Consider the following 19,740-nt stretch of genomic DNA (forward strand, 5'->3'; position numbering starts at 1 on the left):
GAGGGATGTCAGCCATTTTACGGCTGGCCGTAGTCGCGGGCGCCAAACAGGGCGGTACCGATCCGCACCCAGGTGGCCCCTTGGGCGATGGCCGACTCAAGGTCGTGGCTCATGCCCATGGAAAGTGTGTCCAGCGGCAGGTTCAGGCTGGCTTGCAGGTCTTTTACCGCAGCGAAGGCTGCATCTTGTGCAGCGCGATCTTCAGTCGGCTCGGGGATCGCCATCAAGCCACGCAGCTTCAAACGCGGCAGGGCGCTGATTGCAGCGGCCAGGGCCGGCAGGTCGGCGGGTGTACAGCCGGACTTGCTGGCTTCGCCACTCACGTTGACCTGAATGCAGATATTCAGCGGCGGCAGGTCAGTCGGGCGTTGTTCAGACAGGCGTTGCGCGATTTTCAGGCGGTCCACGGAATGCACCCAGGCGAAGTGCTCGGCGATCGCACGAGTCTTGTTCGATTGAATGGGGCCGATGAAGTGCCAACTCAAGGGCAGGTCGGTTAATTCAGCCTGTTTGCCCAAGGCTTCTTGCAGGTAGTTCTCGCCAAAATCTCTCATCCCGGCGGCATAGGCTTCGCGCACGGCCTGGGCCGGTTTGGTCTTGCTCACGGCCAGCAGGTGGATGCTGCTTTCGTCACGTTGCACGGCGTGGGCCGCGGCGCGGATGCGCTGGCTAACCTGGCCAATGTTGTCTGCTATCGTCGACATTCAAGATGCACCCGTGGATATGGAGTCCGCGGCATTCTACTGGAAATGGAAAGCCCTATGGATATCACTGAACTGCTGACGGCCAGCGTGCGCCGTGGCGCCTCCGACCTGCATTTATCGGCTGGCCTGGCGCCAATGCTGCGTGTCGATGGCGAAATCTGGCCATTGGAGGGGCCGGTGCTTTCGCCTACGCAAGTTGCGGACTTATTAAGCCCTTTGCTCAACCAGCACCAACAAAAGGATTTCGAAACATCTCTTGAAACGGATTTTGCGTTCGCGCTGCCGGGCCTGGCGCGGTTCCGCGCAAATGTGTTCCGCCAGGATCGCGGCATGGGCGCAGTGTTTCGCACTATCCCGACCGAAGTGCAAAGCCTGGAAGACCTCGGATTAGGCGAGGTCTTCCGCCGTATCGCGCAGTTGCCGCGCGGCCTGGTACTGGTGACTGGGGCAACCGGCTCCGGCAAGTCGACGACCCTGGCGGCGATGATTGACCACCTCAACCAGCACCGGCGCCAGCACATTCTCACGCTGGAAGACCCGATCGAATTTATCCACAGGCCGAAAATGGCCCTGATCAACCAGCGCCAGGTACACCGCGACACTCATAGTTTTTCGGCGGCGCTGCGCTCGGCCCTGCGTGAAGACCCGGATGTGATTCTGGTGGGCGAGCTGCGTGACCTGGAAACCATCCGCCTGGCACTGACGGCGGCAGAGACCGGGCACTTGGTATTGGGCACGCTGCACACCACTTCAGCGGCAAAGAGCGTGGATCGGCTGGTGGATGTGTTCCCTGCGGGGGAAAAAGCCATGGTGCGCGCCATGCTGTCGGAGTCGCTGCAGGCGGTGGTGTCCCAGGTGCTGGTTAAGAAAATCGGCGGCGGCCGGGTGGCGGCGCACGAGATCATGCTGGGCACGCCAGCTATCCGTAACCTGATCCGCGAGGACAAGGTGGCGCAGATGGTCTCGGCGATTCAAACCGGCGGGGCGTTGGGGATGAAAACGCTGGATATGAGCTTGAAGGCGTTGGTCAGCGCAGGGCTGATCAGCCGGGAGGATGCGCGGGGGCTGGCGCGGGTGCCGACAGATATCTGAACGCCGATGAAATCAGTGTGGGAGCTGGCTTGCCTGCGATGACGGTGTGCCAGTCGACAGAGATGTCGCCTGGCAGTTCGCTATCGCAGGCAAGCCAGCTCCCACATTTTGTAGTGCATTCAGCCTGGGATCAGCGCTGAACAACCCGCAGGTTATTCTGCTCTTTAGGCAGAACACGCTTGGCAATCACGTAGTTCTTGTCCCAGAACGGCTTTTTCAGTGTGTCGATGCTCACCGACTTGCCACGGCGCGGTGCGTGGATAAAGCGGTCGTTGCCCAGGTAGATGGCAACGTGGTTGACCTGGCGGCTCTTGAGTTTGAAGAACAACAGGTCGCCCGGTTTTAAATCCTTGCGATCAACCTTCAAGCCGTGGCCGGCAGCCATGGCGTTGGAGGTGCGGGGCAAATCCACCGCTTTTACATCATTAAACGCATATTTCACCAAACCGCTGCAGTCGAACCCTTTACTTGGGCTGCTGCCGCCCCAACGATAAGGAGTACCGAGCACGTTAACGGCACGGCTGAGGACATTGCTGCTTTGTTTGGTGTTGACGGCCAGTTGGGTGTGGATCGCTTTACCGTGGGCCTTGCTCACTTGAGTCGGGCGGTTGACGGTCAGCTTTACCGACTTGGCAGTGCTGGGTGTGCTGTGAACTTTAGGGGTGAAACCGTTAACGTTAGGAAGACGTTGCTCACGATTGGTGGCGTGGGCGGCCAGTGGCATTAATAGGCAAATGGTTAGCCATGTCTTGAAAAATGGTCGCATTAGGCGTGGCTCTTTTAGGTTTGCGCGCAACTTTATAACAGCTTTTTGTGTCGTTCTCAGGCCGTTTGTCGACTGAACTCTGGGGTCAAACTCAGGAAAAACGCGACGAATTGCCGCTATTGTCCTACAGAAGTCAGGTGGCATAAGGCTTTGCGGGAGGGAAGATACCATTTGCCGTGCGTCGGGCGCCCGTAAAAAAGTCACAAAGAAAATGAAAAAATTTATCTATCGAGGCAAAAGAGGTACTCCATGAACACCTATCGACAGGATGTTACGCAGCAAGACACCCACAGCAAGGTGATCGGTTACCTGCTTTGGATTTTTGGTTTTACCGGGGCACATCGCTTCTATTACGGCAAACCCGTGACCGGGACGATCTGGTTTTTCACCTTCGGCCTGTTCGGTATCGGTTGGCTGATCGACTTGTTCCTGATCCCGGCCATGGACCGTGAAGCAGACCTGCGTTTTACCGCTGGCCCGATCGAATACAACGTGGCCTGGATTCTGTTGGCGTTCCTGGGTGTATTCGGTTTGCACCGCATGTACCAGGGCAAATGGATCACCGGCCTGATCTACCTGCTGACCGGCGGTTTGTTCCTGATCGGGGTGCTGTATGACTTCTGGACGTTGAATACGCAGATTTCGATCCGCAATGCCGAGCGCAGTGCTGGACGATAAAGCACTTAAGTCATGTAGAGATGCAAATGTGGGAGCTGGCTTGCCTGCGATAGCATCACCTCGGTAGGGATGAAAGACCGAGGTGTCCGCATCGCAGGCAAGCCAGCTCCCACATTGACCGTGCCTACACTAGCTGTGTGATCTATCAGGCCTGGTAAGTAATCCGCCCATCCACCAAGGTGTAGCGCACCGTCGCCGGCAGGCTATGGCCGATGAACGGGCAGTTCTCGCCCTTGGACAGCCAGTGTTCCCCGGCAACCGTGGAACTGGCCGGGTCAAACAGCACCAGATCCGCCGCCGAACCCACCGCCAACTTGCCCGCCGGAAGGCGTAGGGCCTCGGCAGGGCCAGCGCTCAGGCGGGCGAGCAGTGTCGGCAAGTCCAGCAAGCCGTCTTCCACCAGCGTCATCGCCAGTGGCAACAACAGCTCTACGCTGCTGATGCCCGGCTCTGTTGCGCCAAACGGTGCCAGCTTGGCATCCCGTTCGTGGGGCTGGTGATGGCTGGAAATCGCCGAAACCACACCCGACTTCACCGCCGCCCGCAAACCTTCACGGTCGGCCAGGGTGCGCAGCGGTGGCTGCACGTGATACAGGCTGGAGAAGTCGATCAGCGCCTCATCGGTCAAAATCAGCTGATACAACGCCACATCCGCCGTCACCGGCAGGCCACGTGCCTGGGCCTGAGCGATCAAGGCCACACCGCGTGCGCTGGTGAGCTGACTGAAGTGCGCGCGCACGCCGCTTTGTTCCACCAACAACAGGTCACGGGCCAGGGCCACGGTCTCGGCAGTTTCCGGAATGCCCGGCAGGCCGAGGAAGCTGGCCACGGCGCCTTCATGAGCCAGGCCACCTTCGGCCAGGTCGCGGTCCTGGGAGTGGAAGATCACGGTCAGATCGAACGTGGCCGCATATTCCAGCGCACGGCACAGCGTGCGGGTGCTGCGAAAACTCTCCAGGCCATTGCCGAACGCCACGCAACCGGCGTCACGCAGGGCGATCAGCTCGGCAAGTTGTTCGCCTTCCAGGCCTTTGCTCAGGGCGCCGATGGGGAACACCTTGCAATTACCGGCTTCACGGGCGCGGTCGAGGATCAACTCGGTCACCGCCGAAGTGTCCAGGATCGGCTTGGTGTGTGGCGGGCAGCACAGGCTGGTGACGCCACCGGCCGCAGCGGCACGGGTTTCGCTGGCGATGCTGCCTTTGCGGCTGTAACCCGGCTCGCGCAGGGCGACGTTCAGGTCCACCAGGCCAGGCGCGGCCACCAGGCCGTTGGCATCGATACTCTGGCTGGCGCTGAAGCCGGCGGGCGCGGCGCCAATGGCGATGAGCTTGCCGGCTTCCAGGTGAAGGTCGGTGACTTGATCCAGCCCGCTGGCTGGATCGATAACGCGAGCGCCTAGAATGCTGAGCTTCACTGGGCGTTCTCCTGCTCGAATTGACGTTGCGCGGTTTGCCCGCTCATGGCCATGGACAACACGGCCATGCGGATGGCGATGCCATAAGTCACCTGGTTGAGGATCACCGACTGCGGGCCATCGGCCACCGCCGATTCAATCTCCACGCCACGGTTGATCGGGCCTGGGTGCATCACGATGGCATCCGGCTTGGCGCCGGCCAAACGCGCGGTAGTCAGCCCGAACAGGCGGTAGAACTCGCCTTCGCTCGGCAGCAGGCCACCGGACATGCGCTCACGTTGCAGGCGCAGCATGATCACCACGTCCACATCCTTGAGGCCTTCGGTCATGTCGGTGTAGACCTTCACGCCGTATTGTTCGATGCCGATCGGCAGCAGGGTTTTCGGCGCGATCACGCGAATGTCCGGGCAGCCGAGGGTTTTCAGGGCCAGCATGTTCGAGCGCGCCACCCGCGAGTGCAGGATGTCGCCGACGATGGCCACCGAGAGGTTTTCAAAGCTGCCCTTGTGCCGACGAATAGTGAGCATGTCCAGCATGCCCTGGGTCGGGTGGGCGTGGCGGCCGTCGCCGCCGTTGATGATTGCCACCTGCGGGCACACATGCTCGGCGATGAAATGCGCGGCGCCGGAGTCGCCGTGGCGTACCACGAACATGTCGGCGGCCATGGCTTCCAGGTTGCGCAGGGTGTCGAGCAGGGTTTCGCCCTTGCTCGCCGACGAGGTGGACACGTTCAGCGTGATCACGTCGGCCGACAGCCGCTGGGCCGCCAGTTCAAAGGTGGTGCGGGTGCGCGTGGAGTTTTCGAAGAACACATTGCAGATGGTTTTGCCACGCAGCAGCGGGACTTTCTTCACCGCCCGGCCACCGACTTCGAGGAACGAGTCGGCGGTGTCGAGGATTTCGGTGAGCAGTTCGCGGGGCAAACCGTCGAGGGACAAGAAGTGTTGCAACTGGCCCTGAGCATTGAGCTGCAGCGGGCGCTTGGCATCTAGAGGCGTCATCGCGGGGACTCTGTACAAGGCGGTTTAAAGGGCAAGGTCTTGCAGTTCGAGTTCGAGCGGCGTGGGACCGGACAATTTTACCCGTTGATGGGCTTGCAGCGACAGCGTTGCGCCAACCACGTCCGGGCTGATCGGCAATTCGCCGGCGTCCAGGTCCAGCAGGCATACGAGGGTCACACTGGCCGGGCGGCCGTAGTCGAACAGCTCGTTAAGGGCGGCGCGGATGGTGCGGCCGCTCATCAGCACGTCGTCGATCAGCACCAGATGCTGGCCTTCGACCTCAAACGGCAGCGCCGAGGGCTGCACTTGCGGGTGCAGGCCATTCTGGCTGAAGTCGTCGCGGTAAAAGGACACGTCCAGGGTGCCCAGCGGCGAATCGCTGCCCAGCTCTTCCAGTAGCGCCTGGGCCACCCACACACCACCAGTGCGGATGCCGATAAAACGCGGCTCGCTGATGGCGCGGTGTTGCAGATGGGCGGTGAGGTTCGTCGCCATCTGGCTGATCAGTTCGGTGGGATTGGGCAGGCTCATGGTGGCTCCTTCTAGGCCTTGCGCAGCGAGGTGCGCACAAGGTCCGGGCTCAAACGTAAAAAGACGCGGCAAGCCGCGTCAGTCAGGATTCAAATAAAGCAGTGTTTTCATCCAGCCAACCCTGCAACAACAGGGCGGCGGCGATGGCGTCCACGGGGTTGTCGCGGTAGCTGCCTTTTTGCCCGCCACGGTCGCGGCGCTCACCCTTGGCTTCAAAGGTGGTCAGGCGTTCATCGTGGGTATAGAAGGGCAGGTTGTAGCGGCCATTGAGGCGGCGGGCGAATTTTTCCGCGCGCAGGCACATGTCGCTGGGGGTGCCGTCCATGTTCAACGGCAGGCCGACCACCACAGCATCGGGCTTCCACTCTTTAATGAGGGCTTCGACCTGGTTCCAGTCCGGCACGCCGTTCTGGGCTTTCAAGGTACACAGCTCGCGGGCCTGGCCGGTAATCACCTGGCCGACCGCTACGCCGATCTGTTTGGTGCCGTAGTCAAAACCGAGGATCAAGCGCAAAGCCATCAGGCGTGCCCCGCCTGGCTGGTCAGCAGGCTGAGGTTGACCCGAAGCTTGGCGGCAGCTGCTTCCAGGCGCAGCTCACTGGCGGTGTTGAACAGGATGTCGGCGTCAAACGGGCAGGTCAGCCAGGCATTGCTGGCCAGTTCGGCTTCCAGTTGCCCGGCTTCCCAACCGGCATAGCCGAGGGTGATCACGCTTTGCTCGGGGCCGACGCCGTCGGCGATGGCAAACAACACGTCCTGGGAGGTCGACAGTGACACGCCTTCAAGGTCTACCGTGGCCTGAAACTTCGGCCCGGTGGGGTGCAGCACAAAGCCACGATCGGTCTGCACCGGCCCGCCGATGTAGATCGGCACGCCCTGGCAACGCGCCGGTGGGTCGATCTCGGGGCGCAGTTGCTCAAGGATATCGGCCAGGTTCAGCTCTTGCGGGCGGTTGACCACCAACCCCATTGCACCATTGGCCGTGTGCTCGACGATGTAGGTCAAGGTCTGCGCAAAGTTCGGGTCGGCCATATGGGGCATGGCGATCAGGAATTGGTGCTTGAGGTAGGTCGGGCTGACATTTTTCATGCCCACTAGTGTGGCGTTGGAGGGGCGAACTGACAAGCTGGAGTTAGTGATCACTCCGCGTCGCGCTCTTAAAAGTGGACGCGGAGCGTCCTGAGATGCATTCCCACGCAGAGCGTGGGAACGATCCTTATCCTGCATTAAAGGATGTACTTCGTACCTGTGGCGAGGGGGAACGATCCTCAGTTGCTCGACAGCCGATCGCCCCTGGCAAACTTCCAGGTGCGGATGATTTCCAGGCGGTCGATGTCGTTCAAGTCACCGGTAAACGGCGCGAAAGGCGCAGCCAGGCGCACGATGCGCTGGGCGGCCTGGTCCAGCAGTGGCTGGCCGGAGGACTCCAGCACCTGCACTTCATAAAGCGAGCCGTCGCGGTTGATCGACACCAGAAGACGCAAATTGCCGTAAATCTGCTGACGCCGCGCCTCATCCGGGTAGTTGAGGTTACCGATGCGCTCGACCTTCTTGCGCCACTCGTCCTTATACCAGGCGCCTTTGTCGCGCATGGTTGACGCGGCATTCAGGCGGTAGATGCGCGGGCGCTTGGCATACAGCTGTTGCTCATTGGCCAGTTCCGCTTCGAGGCTGGAGATCTGGTCAGAGAGCTGCGAACTGTCGAACGTCGGCGCAGGCTTCACCGGCTCAGGCGTAGGTTCGGTCTTGGCTTTCTCGCGCTGGGTCGCAGCTTTTTGCGGTTTGGGCGCAACGGTGGTCACGGCGGCCTTGGGTGCGGCCTGCTTGACCTCGGGCTTGGGGGCGGGTGGGGGCGTGACTTTATTGACCTTGTTGTCCTGGAAAGGCGCCACTTCGGTGGTCTTGGGCACGGCTTTCTTGTCGAGGGTGCCGCTGCCTTGCTGGTTGTCCTGGGCAAGAAAATCGGCCTTTTCGGGCTTCTTTTCGCTCTTGAACGTGGCGAGGGTGATTTCCAGGGTTTTGCTGATCTGCTTGGGCTCGACGTAGGTGAAGCCCAGGCCGAGCAGTAGGGCAAGGTGGATCAAGGCGGCCAGGAACAGGGTAAATCCGAGCCGATCAGCCGGGCGCACGCCGCTGTGGGAGAGTTCGTAGGGCAGATCGGACGGGAGTGTCATGACAAAAAAACCAACATCGCGCGTTTCACAGGTGGCGCATGATAACGCAATGTTGGTTTATGTCCGGCTGTTCTATGTCACTTGGCTTGTAGCTTGCGCTCAATGGCCGCCATCAGCATTTCGCCGATGTTCGTGCCAAATGCATTGTCGATCTCGCGAATACAGGTCGGGCTGGTGACGTTGATTTCGGTGAGGTTCTCACCAATTACGTCTAGTCCTACAAATAGCAGGCCTTTTTCCCGCAGGGTTGGGCCAACCTGAGAGGCGATCCAACGGTCTTTGTCCGACAACGGGCGTGCTTCACCGCGACCACCGGCCGCCAGGTTGCCACGGGTCTCGCCGGCTGCCGGAATACGCGCCAGGCAGTAATCCACCGGTTCGCCGTCGATCATCAGGATGCGCTTGTCGCCATCCTTGATCGCCGGAATATAAGCCTGGCCCATGATCTGCTGGGTGCCCAGCGCGGTCAGGGTTTCCAGGATCACCGACAGGTTCGGGTCACCGGCGCGGTGACGGAAGATCGACGTGCCGCCCATGCCGTCCAGCGGTTTGAGGATCACATCACCGTGTTTGGCGGCGAATTCACGCAGCACGTCGGCGCGGCGGCTGACCACGGTCGGCGGCGTGCACTGCGGAAACAGCGTGGCGAACAGCTTTTCATTGCAGTCGCGCAGGCTCTGCGGCTTGTTGACGATCAGCACGCCGGCGCGCTCGGCCTGTTCCAGCAGGTAAGTGGAGTAGACGAATTCCATGTCGAACGGCGGGTCCTTGCGCATCAGGATCACGTCCAGATCGCTCAACGGGCTGTCGATCTCGTCCGCCAGCTCAAACCACTTCTCAGGGTTGGCAAACACCTGCAGCGGGCGCATGCGCGCGCGGGCCTCGCCGTCGCCCTGGTAAAGATCGCGCTGCTCCATATAGAACAGGGTCCAGCCGCGGGCCTGGGCGGCCAGGAGCATGGCCAGCGAGCTGTCCTTTTTATAGGAAATGCTGGCGATAGGGTCCATGACAATGCCGACGCGAACGCTCATGGGGGATTTCCTCTAGCAAATTAGGGCGCATAAAAGTGGCGTCAGAGTGGCGCTGCGGCTGTTGTGGGTCAAGGAAAAACCACCTGGCCGGTTGCTCGATAGATTGCGCCCGGAGACTGTGCTAAAAAGACTGCCACGGCGCAGCAGCCCTTGAATTCCAAGGCTTGCGGCGCTCATCCTGTGCAACATCAGGCAGTACACACCGAAAACCGATTCGCTGTGGCGATGGTAGAGCAGATATGGAACAGCATTCCAACGCCTTGAGAGTGATGGTGATCGATGATTCAAAAACGATCCGCCGCACCGCCGAGACGCTGTTGAAGAACGTGGGCTGCGATGTGATCACGGCTATCGACGGTTTCGATGCCCTGGCCCGGATTGTTGATCATCACCCGCACATTATCTTTGTCGACATCATGATGCCGCGCCTGGATGGCTATCAGACCTGCGCCCTGGTGAAGAACAACCCGGCGTTCAAGTCGATCCCGGTGATCATGCTGTCTTCTAAAGACGGCCTGTTCGACAAGGCCAAGGGGCGCATCGTTGGTGTCGATCAGTTTTTGACCAAGCCTTTCAGCAAGGAAGAACTGCTGGGCGCAATCAAGGCTTACGTGCCTGGGTTTGCCGCAGTAGAACAAGCACACTGACGCCGCCTCACAAGGGCCGGCGCCGACCAATGTAGTGGGGAAAACCATGGCACGCGTTCTGATCGTCGACGATTCGCCGACTGAAATGTACAAACTCACCGGCATGCTGGAAAAGCACGGCCACGTGGTGCTCAAGGCCGAAAACGGCGCGGACGGCGTGGCCCTGGCCCGCCAGGAAAAACCCGACGCCGTGCTGATGGACATCGTGATGCCGGGCCTCAACGGCTTCCAGGCTACCCGCCAACTGTCCAAGGAGCCGGAAACCAACGGCATTCCGATCATCATCATCACCACCAAGGATCAGGAAACCGACAAAATCTGGGGCGCGCGCCAGGGTGCCAAGGATTACCTGACCAAGCCTGTGGACGAAGACACCCTGATCGCCACCTTGAACAAGGTACTGGCCGGCTAAAGGCTCGCGATCATGACCGAGTCGCAAACCGCCTTCGAGCTGCTGCTGGACATCGACCGCCGCTGCCGCCTGCTGGCCGCCGACCTGCCGTCCCAGGAAGCTCGCCTGCAACGCTGGAGCGGGATCGGCTTTCGCCTGGGGCCACACTGGTACGTGGCGCCGATGGGCGAAGTCGCCGAAGTGCTGCATGAGCCGCGTTGCACCTTGATGCCCGGTGTCAAACCGTGGGTCAAGGGCGTGGCCAACCTGCGTGGGCGTTTGCTGCCGGTAATGGACTTGGGCGGCTTTCTTGGCCTTGAATTGTCCAAGGCACGCAAGCAACGGCGGGTGCTGGTGGTCGAGTACAACGACCTGTTTGTCGGGCTGCTGGTAGACGAGGTGGTGGGCATGCAGCATTTCGCACAAGACGCTTTGTTGACCAGCGCCGCACCCGGCGCGCCGTTTATCCTCGGCCAGTTCGACGGCGACCCGCTGTGGCAGGTCTTCAGCCCCTTCGCTCTGGCCCAGGCCCCAGGCTTCATGGATGTTGCCGCATGACCACCGTCACCACGCCCAAACCCCAGGCCGCATCGCGCAGCCGCTCACAGATCATCGTGCTGTTTATTGCGCTGATCGTGTTCATCATGCTGTTGTTCGCCAACTTCGCGTACCTCAACACTCAGTCCACCTATGACAAGCAGTACATCGGCCACGCCGGTGAGCTGCGTGTGCTGTCCCAACGCATCGCCAAAAACGCCACCGAGGCCGCTGCCGGCAAGGCCGCCGCGTTCAAATTGCTGGGCGATGCGCGCAACGACTTTGCCCAGCGCTGGGGCTACCTGAAAAAAGGTGATACCGAAACCGGTCTGCCCGCCGCGCCCAGTGCGGTTCGTGCGGAAATGCGCGCGGTGCAGACCGACTGGGAAGCGCTGCTGAAAAACACCGACGCGATCCTCGCCAGCGAACAAACCGTGTTGTCCCTGCATCAAGTGGCCGCGACCCTCGCCGAAACCGTGCCGCAATTGCAGATGGAATCGGAAAAGGTCGTCGATATCCTGCTGCAACGTGGCGCACCGGCCAGCCAGGTAGCGTTGGCTCAACGCCAATCGCTGTTGGCCGAACGTATTCTCGGCGCGGTCAACACCGTGCTGGCGGGCGACGAAACCGCCGTGCAAGCCGCCGATGCCTTTGGCCGCGATGCCAGCCGCTTCGGTGTGGTGCTCAACGGCATGCTCAATGGCAATCCGGGCTTGCGCATTACCCAGGTCGAAGACCATGACGCGCGCGCGCGGCTGGCGGAAATTTCGGAGCTGTTCGAGTTTGTCTCCGGCTCCGTGGATGAAATCCTCGAAACCTCGCCGCAGCTGTTCCAGGTACGGGCCTCGGCGAGCAATATCTTCAACCTGTCGCAAACCCTGCTCGATGAGGCCTCGCACCTGGCCACCGGTTTTGAAAACCTCGCCAGCGGGCGAAGTTTCGACACCATTGGTGGCTACGTGCTGGGTTTGCTGGCACTGGCCTCGATCATTCTGATCGGCCTGGTGATGGTGCGCGAAACCAACCGCCAACTGCATGAAACCGCCGAGAAGAACGAGCGCAATCAGAACGCGATCATGCGCCTGCTCGATGAAATCGAAGACCTGGCCGATGGCGACCTCACCGTGACCGCCTCGGTCACCGAGGACTTCACCGGCACCATCGCCGACTCCATCAACTACTCCGTCGACCAACTGCGCGATCTGGTCGCCACCATCAACCTCACCGCCGGGCAAGTGGCCGGTGCGGTGCAGGACACCCAGGCCACCGCCATGCATCTGGCCCAGGCTTCGGAGCATCAAGCCCAGCAGATCGCCGAAGCTTCCACGGCGATCAACCAGATGGCCCAGTCCATCGATCAAGTGTCGGCCAACGCTGCCGAATCTTCGGCCGTGGCGGAGCGCTCGGTGGAAATCGCCAACAAGGGCAACGAGGTGGTGCACAACACCATCCATGGCATGGACAACATCCGCGAACAGATCCAGGACACCGCCAAGCGCATCAAACGCCTGGGCGAGTCTTCCCAGGAGATTGGCGATATCGTCAGCCTGATCGACGACATTGCCGACCAGACCAACATCCTCGCCCTCAACGCCGCCATCCAGGCGAGCATGGCCGGTGACGCCGGGCGCGGTTTTGCGGTGGTGGCCGACGAAGTACAGCGGCTGGCCGAGCGCTCATCCGCCGCCACCCGGCAAATCGAAACCCTGGTGCGGGCGATTCAGGCCGACACCAACGAAGCGGTTATCTCCATGGAGCAGACCACCACCGAAGTGGTGCGCGGCGCGCGGCTGGCCCAGGACGCCGGGGTGGCGCTGGAAGAGATCGAAGGCGTGTCGAAAACCCTGGCGGCGTTGATTCAGAGCATCTCCAATGCGGCGCAGCAACAGACCTCATCGGCGGGGCAGATTTCGCTGACGATGAATGTGATTCAGCAGATCACCACGCAGACGTCGTCGGGTTCCACGGCCACGGCGGAAAGCATCGGCAATTTGGCAAAAATGGCCAGCCAGTTGCGCCGGTCGGTGTCGGGTTTCACCCTGCCGCCGCCTAAACAGGCCGATGATTGAAATGCTATCTGATGTGGGAGCTGGCTTGCCTGCGATAGCGGTGGGTCAGTTGCACAGGTATCACCTGACAGTCCGCCATCGCAGGCAAGCCAGCTCCCACAGGTGATCTCGATTGTTCTTGGCAACACCAGCAACTCATAAATTTTAAGCGGAGCAGTTATGGTTGATCGGCACGACTACGTGGCCCTTGAATGGGTCAAGGGCGACATTGCCGAAACCCTGAAGCAGGCCCGTTCGGCGCTGGATGCGTTTGTCGAAACCCACGACAGCGACGCCATCGCCGAGTGCCTGGCCGCCATCCACCAAGTGCATGGCGCGCTGCAAATGGTCGAGTTCTACGGTGCGGCGTTGCTCGCCGAAGAAATCGAAGAATTGACCCTGGCCCTGCAAGCCGAGCGCGTCGGCCAGCGCGATGAAAGCATCCGCCTGCTGCAACAGGCCCTCAGCCAATTGCCGTTGTATCTGGACCGCGTACACAGCGCCCGCCGCGACCTGCCGTTGGTGGTGTTGCCGCTGCTCAACGACCTGCGCAGCGCCCGCGGCGAAAGCCTGTTGTCGGAAACCAGTCTGTTCAGCCCGCAACTGCTGTCGATTGCACCGTTGCCCGACGAAGCCCTGGCCCAGCGCGCAGTGCCAGAACTGCACGAACAATTGCACCAGTGGCACAAATTGCTCCAACAAGCCTTGGCCGGCCTGCTGCGCGAAGACCATGGCCCGAGCAACCTGGAAGACATGGCGCGGGTGTTTGCGCGCCTCGAAGCGCTGTGCCAGGGCGCGCCGCTGTTGCCGTTGTGGCAAGTCACCTCGGCGCTGGTCGAAGGCATGCTCACCGGCGTGATCGCCAACAGCCCGGCGCTGCGCAGCCTGCTCAAGGCCAGCGACAAGCAACTCAAGCGCCTGCTGGCCCAGGGCATCGGCGGTATCAACCAGCCGGCGCCCGACGAACTGCTCAAGAGCCTGCTGTTTTATGTGGCCAAGGTCACTCGTCCGACGCCGCGCATGCAAAGTCTCAAGGAACGCTACGGCCTGGATGAGGCCTTGCCCGACAGTGCCGTGGTCGATGCCGAACGGGCGCGGCTGGCGGGACCGGATCGCAATGCCATGGGGTCGGTGCTTGGCGCATTGTGTGAGGAACTGGTGCGGGTCAAGGAGCGCCTCGACTTGTTCGTGCGCAGCGACCGCCAACACACCGACGACCTGGATGCGCTGCTGGCGCCATTGCGGCAGATCGCCGATACCTTGGCCGTGCTGGGCTTCGGCCAGCCGCGCAAGGTGATCATCGACCAGCTCGCCGTGGTGTTGAGCCTGGTGCAAGGTCACCGCGAACCCAACGACGCCGTACTGATGGACGTCGCCGGCGCCTTGCTCTACGTCGAGGCCACGCTGGCCGGCATGGTCGGCACCGTCGAACCGGAAAGCCGCGAAGAAAGCCGCCTGCCCACCACCGACCTGACGCAGATTCATCAACTGGTGATCCGCGAGTCCTGCCAATGCCTGCGCCAAGCCAAAGAGCTGGTGATCGACTGCATTGAAGCCGACTGGGACCGCCAACGCCTGGAATCCCTGCCGGAGCTGCTCAGCCAGGTGCGCGGCGCCTTGGCGATGATTCCACTGCCACGCGCAGCGAGCCTGATGCGGGGTTGCACCGATTACGTCGACGAACAGTTGATGGTCAACGACGCGCCGCCGACCCAGGCGCAGTTGGCGCATTTCGCCGACGTGATCAGCAGCCTTGAGTATTACCTGGAACGCATGCTCCAGGACCCTGACGCCGCTGGTGAACGCGTGCTGGAACTGGCCACCCAAGGCTTGGCCGCGCTCGGTTACCTGCCCGCCGAAAAGCCCTGGCGTCAGGCGCTGGTTGCGCCGGATGGCGCATTGTCGGCCGACAGCACGCCGAGCCAGTCCCAGTTCGATGCCTTGGCCAGCCCGATCACGCGCCTGAACCCGCCGGCGCTGCATCGCCCCGGCAGTTTGCTGCCGCCGCCGGCCGATGAAGAACCTATCGACGATGAGCTGCGCGAAGTCTTCCTCGAAGAAACCGACGAAGTCCTCGACGTGCTGCACCGGAACCTGCCCAACAGCGCCGACAAAACTGCTCAAGGCGAAATGCGCCGGGCTTTTCACACGCTCAAAGGCAGCGGCCGCATGGTCCGTGCCCTGGTGCTGGCCGAACTGGCCTGGGCGGTGGAAAACCTGCTCAATCGCGTGCTCGAACGCAGCGTGGCCCTCAGCTCCGATGTGCAACACGTACTGGATGAAGCGGTGGCCCTGCTGCCCGAATTGATCGCCGACTTCGCCACCGACGACCAACACCAGCGCGATGAAGTTGACGCCCTGGCCGCCCGTGCCCATGCCCTAGCCAGTGGCACTGCAACAGCCACCGCCGAGCCGCACGATCCAATGCTGCTGGAGATCTTCCGCAACGAAGCCCAGAGCCACCTGGAGAGCATCAACCACTTCCTGCAACAGGCCGCCGAGCATGTGCCGCTGCAAGTCAGCGATGAGCTGCAACGTGCCCTGCACACCCTCAAAGGCAGTGCCTACATGGCCGGTGTGCTGCCGATTGCCGAACTGGCGCGGCCGCTGGATCACCTGACCCGCGAATACAAGGCTCACCGCCTGCCGCTGGACCTGGACGAAGTGGAGCTGTTGCTGGAAGCCGAAGGCTTGTTCCAGCGCGGCCTGCACCAACTGGACAGTGACCCGCTGGTGCCAATCAAGGGCGCGCCGGACCTGATCAGCCGCACCCAAAGCCTGCTCGACCAACAACTGCAAGCCTTGCTCGACGCGCCGAACACGGGCCTGCGTATCAAACGCGACCCGCAGTTGATCGCCAACTTCCTGGCCCAAGGCATGGACATTCTGCTCGACGCCGAAAGCCTGTTGCGCCGCTGGCAGCAGCACCCCGGTGAGCGTCAGGAACTCACCGCACTGCTGGACGAGTTGACCACCTTGGGCGAGGGCGCGCATATCGCCGACCTGCACAGCATCGACGAACTCTGTGAAGCTTTGCTTGACCTGTACGGGGCGGTGGAGGAGAGCAGCCTGGCGGTCAGCGAGCGGTTTTTCCAAGAAGCCGAACAGGCCCATGACGCGCTGATCAACATGCTCGACCAGTTGGCTGCGGGGCAGGAAATCAGCCCGGCGCCGGCGCGGGTGCAGGCCCTGCGCGAATTGCTCGATGAAGCCCTCGACCCGTCGGCCACCGGCCTGATCAAAAGCGACGGCAGCCGTGCCCTCAGCATCGCTGAATTGGGCGCGGCCACGGCGCAGTTGAACCAGGACACGGCAATGGACGATGAGATCGTCGAGATTTTCCTCGAAGAAGCCGTGGACATCCTCGACAGCGCCGGCCAGTCGCTCAAACGTTGGCTGCTGGAGCCCGGCAGCGCAGCGCCGTTGTCTTCGTTGCAGCGCGACTTGCACACCCTCAAGGGTGGCGCGCGCATGGCCGAAATCGGCCCGATTGGCGACCTGGCCCATGAGCTGGAAGGCCTCTACGAAGGCCTGGTAGACCGCCGTTACAGCTACTCCACCGAGTTGTCCCAAGTGTTGATGGCCAGTCACGAGCGGCTGGCCTTGCAACTGGATCAACTGCAAGACCAGCAACCGCTGAGTGACTCCAGCGACTTGATCGCGCAACTGCGCGAGTTGCGCCACAGCAGCACGCCCGCAGCCGCGGCCACAGCACCCGAAGTGGCGACCGCCGACCCCGAGTTGCTGGAAATTTTCCTCGAAGAAGCCGCCGATATTCTCGACAGCTCCGGCAGCGCGCTGGTGCGTTGGCAGGCCGAGCCGAACAATCGCCAGGAAGTGGAAACCCTGCTGCGCGACCTGCACACCCTCAAGGGCGGTGCACGCATGGTCGAGATCGGGGCGATTGGCGATCTGGCCCATGAGCTGGAGTTTCTCTACGAAGGGCTGTCCGCTGGTTTGCTCGCGCCGTCGCCGGAACTGTTTTCGCTGCTGCAAGGTTGCCACGACCGCTTGGCGCAGATGATCGACGCGGTGGCAGACGGTTTACCGGTGGGCTCGGTGGACAAGCTGATCGAGCGGATCAAGAGCCTGGTACACCCGAGCGATGAGCCGCTGGCGCCGGTTGCACTGCCCGCCGGTAAGGCCGAAGCGGCTATGGACCCGGCTGCGGACATGGTGAAAATCTCCGCCGACTTGCTCGATGACCTGGTCAACCTGGCCGGTGAAACCTCGATTTTCCGGGGGCGCATCGAGCAGCAGGTCAACGATGCGCGCACGGCCCTCAGCGAGGTCGAAACCACTATCGAGCGCATGCGCGACCAACTGCGCCGCCTCGACAGCGAAACCCAGGGTCGTATCCTCAGCCGCCAGCAAGCCGAGGCCGAGCGCCTGGGTTATGAAGAGTTTGACCCGCTGGAAATGGACCGCCATTCGCAGTTGCAGCAACTGTCCCGTGCGCTGTCCGAGTCCGCTTCCGACCTGCTGGACCTCAAGGAAACCCTCGACCGCCGCAACCAGGATGCGCACAACCTGTTGCAGCAACAGGCGCGCATCAACACCGAGTTGCAAGAAGGCCTGATGCGCACGCGCATGGTGCCGTTTGAGCGCATGCTGCCGCGCCTCAAGCGCATCGTGCGGCAGGTGGCAGAGGAATTGGGCAAGGACGTGGAGTTCGTGGTCGGCAATGCCGAAGGCGAGATGGACCGCAACGTGCTCGAACGCATGGTCGCGCCGTTGGAACACATGCTGCGCAACGCCGTCGACCATGGCCTGGAGTCGCGCGAAGCACGTGTGCTGGCGGGCAAACCGGAGAAGGGTCGTATCACCTTGGACCTGACCCACGAAGGCGGCGATATCGTGTTCGATATGCGCGACGACGGCGCCGGCGTGCCGCTGGACGCAGTGCGGCGCAAGGCGATCAAGCGCGGCCTGCTCGACCCCCATCAAGAGATCAGCGACCGTGACGTGTTGCAGTTCATCCTGCAGCCGGGCTTTTCGACGGCGGAAAAGATCACCCAGATATCCGGACGCGGCGTGGGCATGGACGTGGTGCACGAAGAAGTGCGCCAGCTTGGCGGCTCGATGGTGATTGACTCCACGCCCGGTGCGGGCGTGCACTTTCGCATTCGCCTGCCGTTTACCGTGTCGGTTAACCGGGCGCTGATGGTGCAGTGCGCGGACGATCAATATGCGATCCCGCTCAACACCATCGAAGGCGTGGTGCGTGTGCTGCCCCACGAGTTGGCTGGGCACTATCAGCAAGACCCGCCGCGCTATGAATATGGCGGCCAGCGTTATGAGTTGTTCTACCTTGGCGACCTGCTGCATACCGTCAGCCGCCCGAAATTGCTCGGCCAATACCAGCCCGTGCCGGTGCTGCTGGTGCAATGCAACGAGCGGCGCGTGGCGGTGCATGTGGATGCCATGGCCGGTACTCGGGAGATTGTAGTGAAGGGCCTGGGGCCGCAGTTCGCGGGCGTGCAGGGGCTGTCCGGCGCGACCATCCTGGGTGATGGCCGCGTGGTGCTGATCATCGATCTGCTTGCGCACATCCGGGCACGTCAACCCGTGTCGCCGGCCCAGGCGGTTGACGCGCCGCTGATCCTCAACGACCCGCTGAAAAAACGCCCGCTGCTGGTGCTGGTGGTGGACGATTCGGTCACCGTGCGCAAAGTTACCAGCCGCCTGTTGGAGCGCAACGGCATGAACGTGCTCACCGCCAAAGACGGCATCGACGCCATCGCCGTACTCGAAGAGCACACCCCGGACCTGATGCTGCTCGACATCGAAATGCCGCGCATGGACGGCTTCGAGGTGGCGATTCAGGTGCGTAACGACCCACGGCTGATGCGGCTGCCGATCATCATGATCACCTCGCGCACCGGCCAGAAACACCGCGACCGTGCCATGGCCATCGGCGTCAACGACTACCTCGGCAAGCCGTACCAGGAGTCGGTGCTGCTGGAAAGCATCGCCTACTGGAGCAAGTCCCATGCTTGACCACCGCACCAGCCAACTCACTGGCCTGTTGTTGCCCTTGGCTGACCGCCATCTGCTGCTGCCCAATGTGGCCGTGGCCGAGCTGATCGACTTCCAGCGCGGCGAACCGGCCAGCGATGCGCCGCCGTGGTACCTGCGGCAAGTGACCTGGCGTGACCGGCAAATACCCCTGATCAGCTTTGAAGCCGTGTGCGGCGAGGCGATCTTGACCGCCGAGCGCTCGCGCATCGTGGTGCTGAATGCGCTGGGCGGGCGGCCGACGTTGAAGTTTATTGCGCTGGTGATCCAGGGCATTCCCCGCTCGTACAAGCTCGACAGCGAATTGAGCTACGTGGACGTGCCACTCTGCCCGCTGGAACTCGCGGCCGTGCAGGTGGGCGAGCACGTGGCGAAGGTGCCGGATTTGATGGGGTTGGAAGCGTTGTTGGTCGAGTCCGGCCTGGCCTGACGGCGATGATCGTTCCCACGCTCCGCGTGGGCATGCATCCCGTGACGCTGGTCTTGAGTCTTGTGCTGCCTGGCGGGACGCGGAGCGTCCCAGGCGGCATTCCCACGCAGAGCGTGGGAACGATCCAAATGGCAGAGCTGAGTCAGCTGTTGGTCGACAGAGCACTGGAACACGTCAGCCCTGCCTGAGTAGTCCCAAAAGGGGACCGCTATCTAACTAGCATCACCGAACACATGTGGGAGCTGGCTTGCCTGCGATAGCAGACTGTCAGCCCA

17 protein-coding genes are annotated in these 19,740 nt (G+C 61.9%); 8 read left to right on the top strand and 9 right to left on the bottom strand.

Annotation, left to right across the window (positions count from 1 at the left end; genetic code table 11):
• Positions 1 to 17 precede the first annotated feature (17 nt).
• Positions 18 to 704 carry a YggS family pyridoxal phosphate-dependent enzyme gene (locus tag HBO23_RS05675; protein ID WP_099550335.1) on the bottom strand — a complete coding sequence of 229 codons (687 nt, stop codon included), beginning with the start codon at positions 702 to 704 and terminating at the stop codon, positions 18 to 20.
• Between the two features lie 57 nt (positions 705 to 761).
• On the opposite strand from HBO23_RS05675, the gene HBO23_RS05680 reads away from it, so the two are divergent.
• Positions 762 to 1,796, top strand: coding sequence for a type IV pilus twitching motility protein PilT (locus HBO23_RS05680; RefSeq protein WP_138454277.1), 1,035 nt, complete (start codon positions 762 to 764; stop codon positions 1,794 to 1,796).
• A 130-nt stretch (positions 1,797 to 1,926) separates the two neighbouring features.
• On the opposite strand, the gene HBO23_RS05685 is transcribed toward HBO23_RS05680, so the two are convergent.
• Entirely contained in the window at positions 1,927 to 2,562 is a 636-nt protein-coding gene (locus HBO23_RS05685) for a C40 family peptidase (protein WP_017139450.1), read from the bottom strand.
• Positions 2,563 to 2,811: 249 nt separating this feature from the next.
• Here HBO23_RS05685 and HBO23_RS05690 point away from each other — a divergent pair, with 249 nt between their 5' ends.
• Entirely contained in the window at positions 2,812 to 3,240 is a 429-nt protein-coding gene (locus HBO23_RS05690) for a TM2 domain-containing protein (protein WP_138454259.1), read from the top strand.
• Between the two features lie 145 nt (positions 3,241 to 3,385).
• Here the strand turns inward: HBO23_RS05690 and HBO23_RS05695 are convergent, their stop codons facing one another.
• The 7 genes from HBO23_RS05695 to gshB all read right to left on the bottom strand — a co-directional run bounded on the left by HBO23_RS05695 (position 3,386) and on the right by gshB (position 9,394).
• The gene (locus tag HBO23_RS05695) at positions 3,386 to 4,657 is read right to left on the bottom strand and encodes a dihydroorotase (protein WP_099550338.1); all 1,272 of its coding nucleotides are present in this window, start codon (positions 4,655 to 4,657) and stop codon (positions 3,386 to 3,388) included.
• The gene (locus HBO23_RS05700; protein ID WP_056857699.1) at positions 4,654 to 5,658 is read right to left on the bottom strand and encodes an aspartate carbamoyltransferase catalytic subunit; all 1,005 of its coding nucleotides are present in this window, start codon (positions 5,656 to 5,658) and stop codon (positions 4,654 to 4,656) included. The genes HBO23_RS05695 and HBO23_RS05700 overlap by 4 nt, the downstream gene beginning before the upstream one ends.
• Positions 5,659 to 5,682: 24 nt before the next feature.
• The gene (pyrR, locus tag HBO23_RS05705; protein ID WP_170036805.1) at positions 5,683 to 6,189 is read right to left on the bottom strand and encodes a bifunctional pyr operon transcriptional regulator/uracil phosphoribosyltransferase PyrR; all 507 of its coding nucleotides are present in this window, start codon (positions 6,187 to 6,189) and stop codon (positions 5,683 to 5,685) included.
• Positions 6,190 to 6,271: 82 nt separating this feature from the next.
• A complete protein-coding gene (ruvX, locus tag HBO23_RS05710) occupies positions 6,272 to 6,709 on the bottom strand; it encodes a Holliday junction resolvase RuvX (RefSeq protein ID WP_003195067.1) in 438 nt (145 codons plus the stop codon).
• Positions 6,709 to 7,278 carry a YqgE/AlgH family protein gene (locus tag HBO23_RS05715; RefSeq protein WP_017139445.1) on the bottom strand — a complete coding sequence of 190 codons (570 nt, stop codon included), beginning with the start codon at positions 7,276 to 7,278 and terminating at the stop codon, positions 6,709 to 6,711. Before HBO23_RS05715 ends, ruvX begins: the two co-directional genes overlap by 1 nt.
• A 179-nt stretch (positions 7,279 to 7,457) precedes the next feature.
• Positions 7,458 to 8,363, bottom strand: coding sequence for an energy transducer TonB (locus HBO23_RS05720; RefSeq protein WP_017139444.1), 906 nt, complete (start codon positions 8,361 to 8,363; stop codon positions 7,458 to 7,460).
• A 77-nt stretch (positions 8,364 to 8,440) separates the two neighbouring features.
• Complete coding sequence (gene gshB, locus HBO23_RS05725; RefSeq protein ID WP_099550340.1) at positions 8,441 to 9,394, bottom strand: glutathione synthase; 954 nt, start codon at positions 9,392 to 9,394, stop codon at positions 8,441 to 8,443.
• Positions 9,395 to 9,633: 239 nt separating this feature from the next.
• Between gshB and pilG the strand changes: the two genes are divergently transcribed.
• The 6 genes from pilG to HBO23_RS05755 all read left to right on the top strand — a co-directional run bounded on the left by pilG (position 9,634) and on the right by HBO23_RS05755 (position 19,465).
• Positions 9,634 to 10,041, top strand: a complete 408-nt coding sequence (pilG, locus tag HBO23_RS05730; RefSeq protein ID WP_010564379.1) for a twitching motility response regulator PilG — start codon at positions 9,634 to 9,636, stop codon at positions 10,039 to 10,041.
• A 46-nt stretch (positions 10,042 to 10,087) separates the two neighbouring features.
• Positions 10,088 to 10,453: a twitching motility response regulator PilH gene (gene pilH / locus HBO23_RS05735; protein ID WP_017139442.1), complete on the top strand. Its 366-nt coding sequence runs from the start codon at positions 10,088 to 10,090 to the stop codon at positions 10,451 to 10,453.
• A gap of 12 nt (positions 10,454 to 10,465) precedes the next feature.
• Positions 10,466 to 10,990, top strand: coding sequence for a chemotaxis protein CheW (locus HBO23_RS05740; protein WP_017139441.1), 525 nt, complete (start codon positions 10,466 to 10,468; stop codon positions 10,988 to 10,990).
• Positions 10,987 to 13,038: a methyl-accepting chemotaxis protein gene (locus tag HBO23_RS05745; protein WP_017139440.1), complete on the top strand. Its 2,052-nt coding sequence runs from the start codon at positions 10,987 to 10,989 to the stop codon at positions 13,036 to 13,038. The genes HBO23_RS05740 and HBO23_RS05745 overlap by 4 nt, the downstream gene beginning before the upstream one ends.
• 159 nt (positions 13,039 to 13,197) lie before the next feature.
• Positions 13,198 to 19,017, top strand: a complete 5,820-nt coding sequence (locus HBO23_RS05750; protein ID WP_170036807.1) for an Hpt domain-containing protein — start codon at positions 13,198 to 13,200, stop codon at positions 19,015 to 19,017.
• The gene (locus HBO23_RS05755; protein ID WP_017139437.1) at positions 19,010 to 19,465 is read left to right on the top strand and encodes a chemotaxis protein CheW; all 456 of its coding nucleotides are present in this window, start codon (positions 19,010 to 19,012) and stop codon (positions 19,463 to 19,465) included. The genes HBO23_RS05750 and HBO23_RS05755 overlap by 8 nt, the downstream gene beginning before the upstream one ends.
• Positions 19,466 to 19,740 lie beyond the last annotated feature (275 nt).

It is taken from the genome of Pseudomonas sp. WS 5532 (genome assembly GCF_012985445.1).
GTDB lineage: Bacteria > Pseudomonadota > Gammaproteobacteria > Pseudomonadales > Pseudomonadaceae > Aquipseudomonas > Aquipseudomonas edaphica.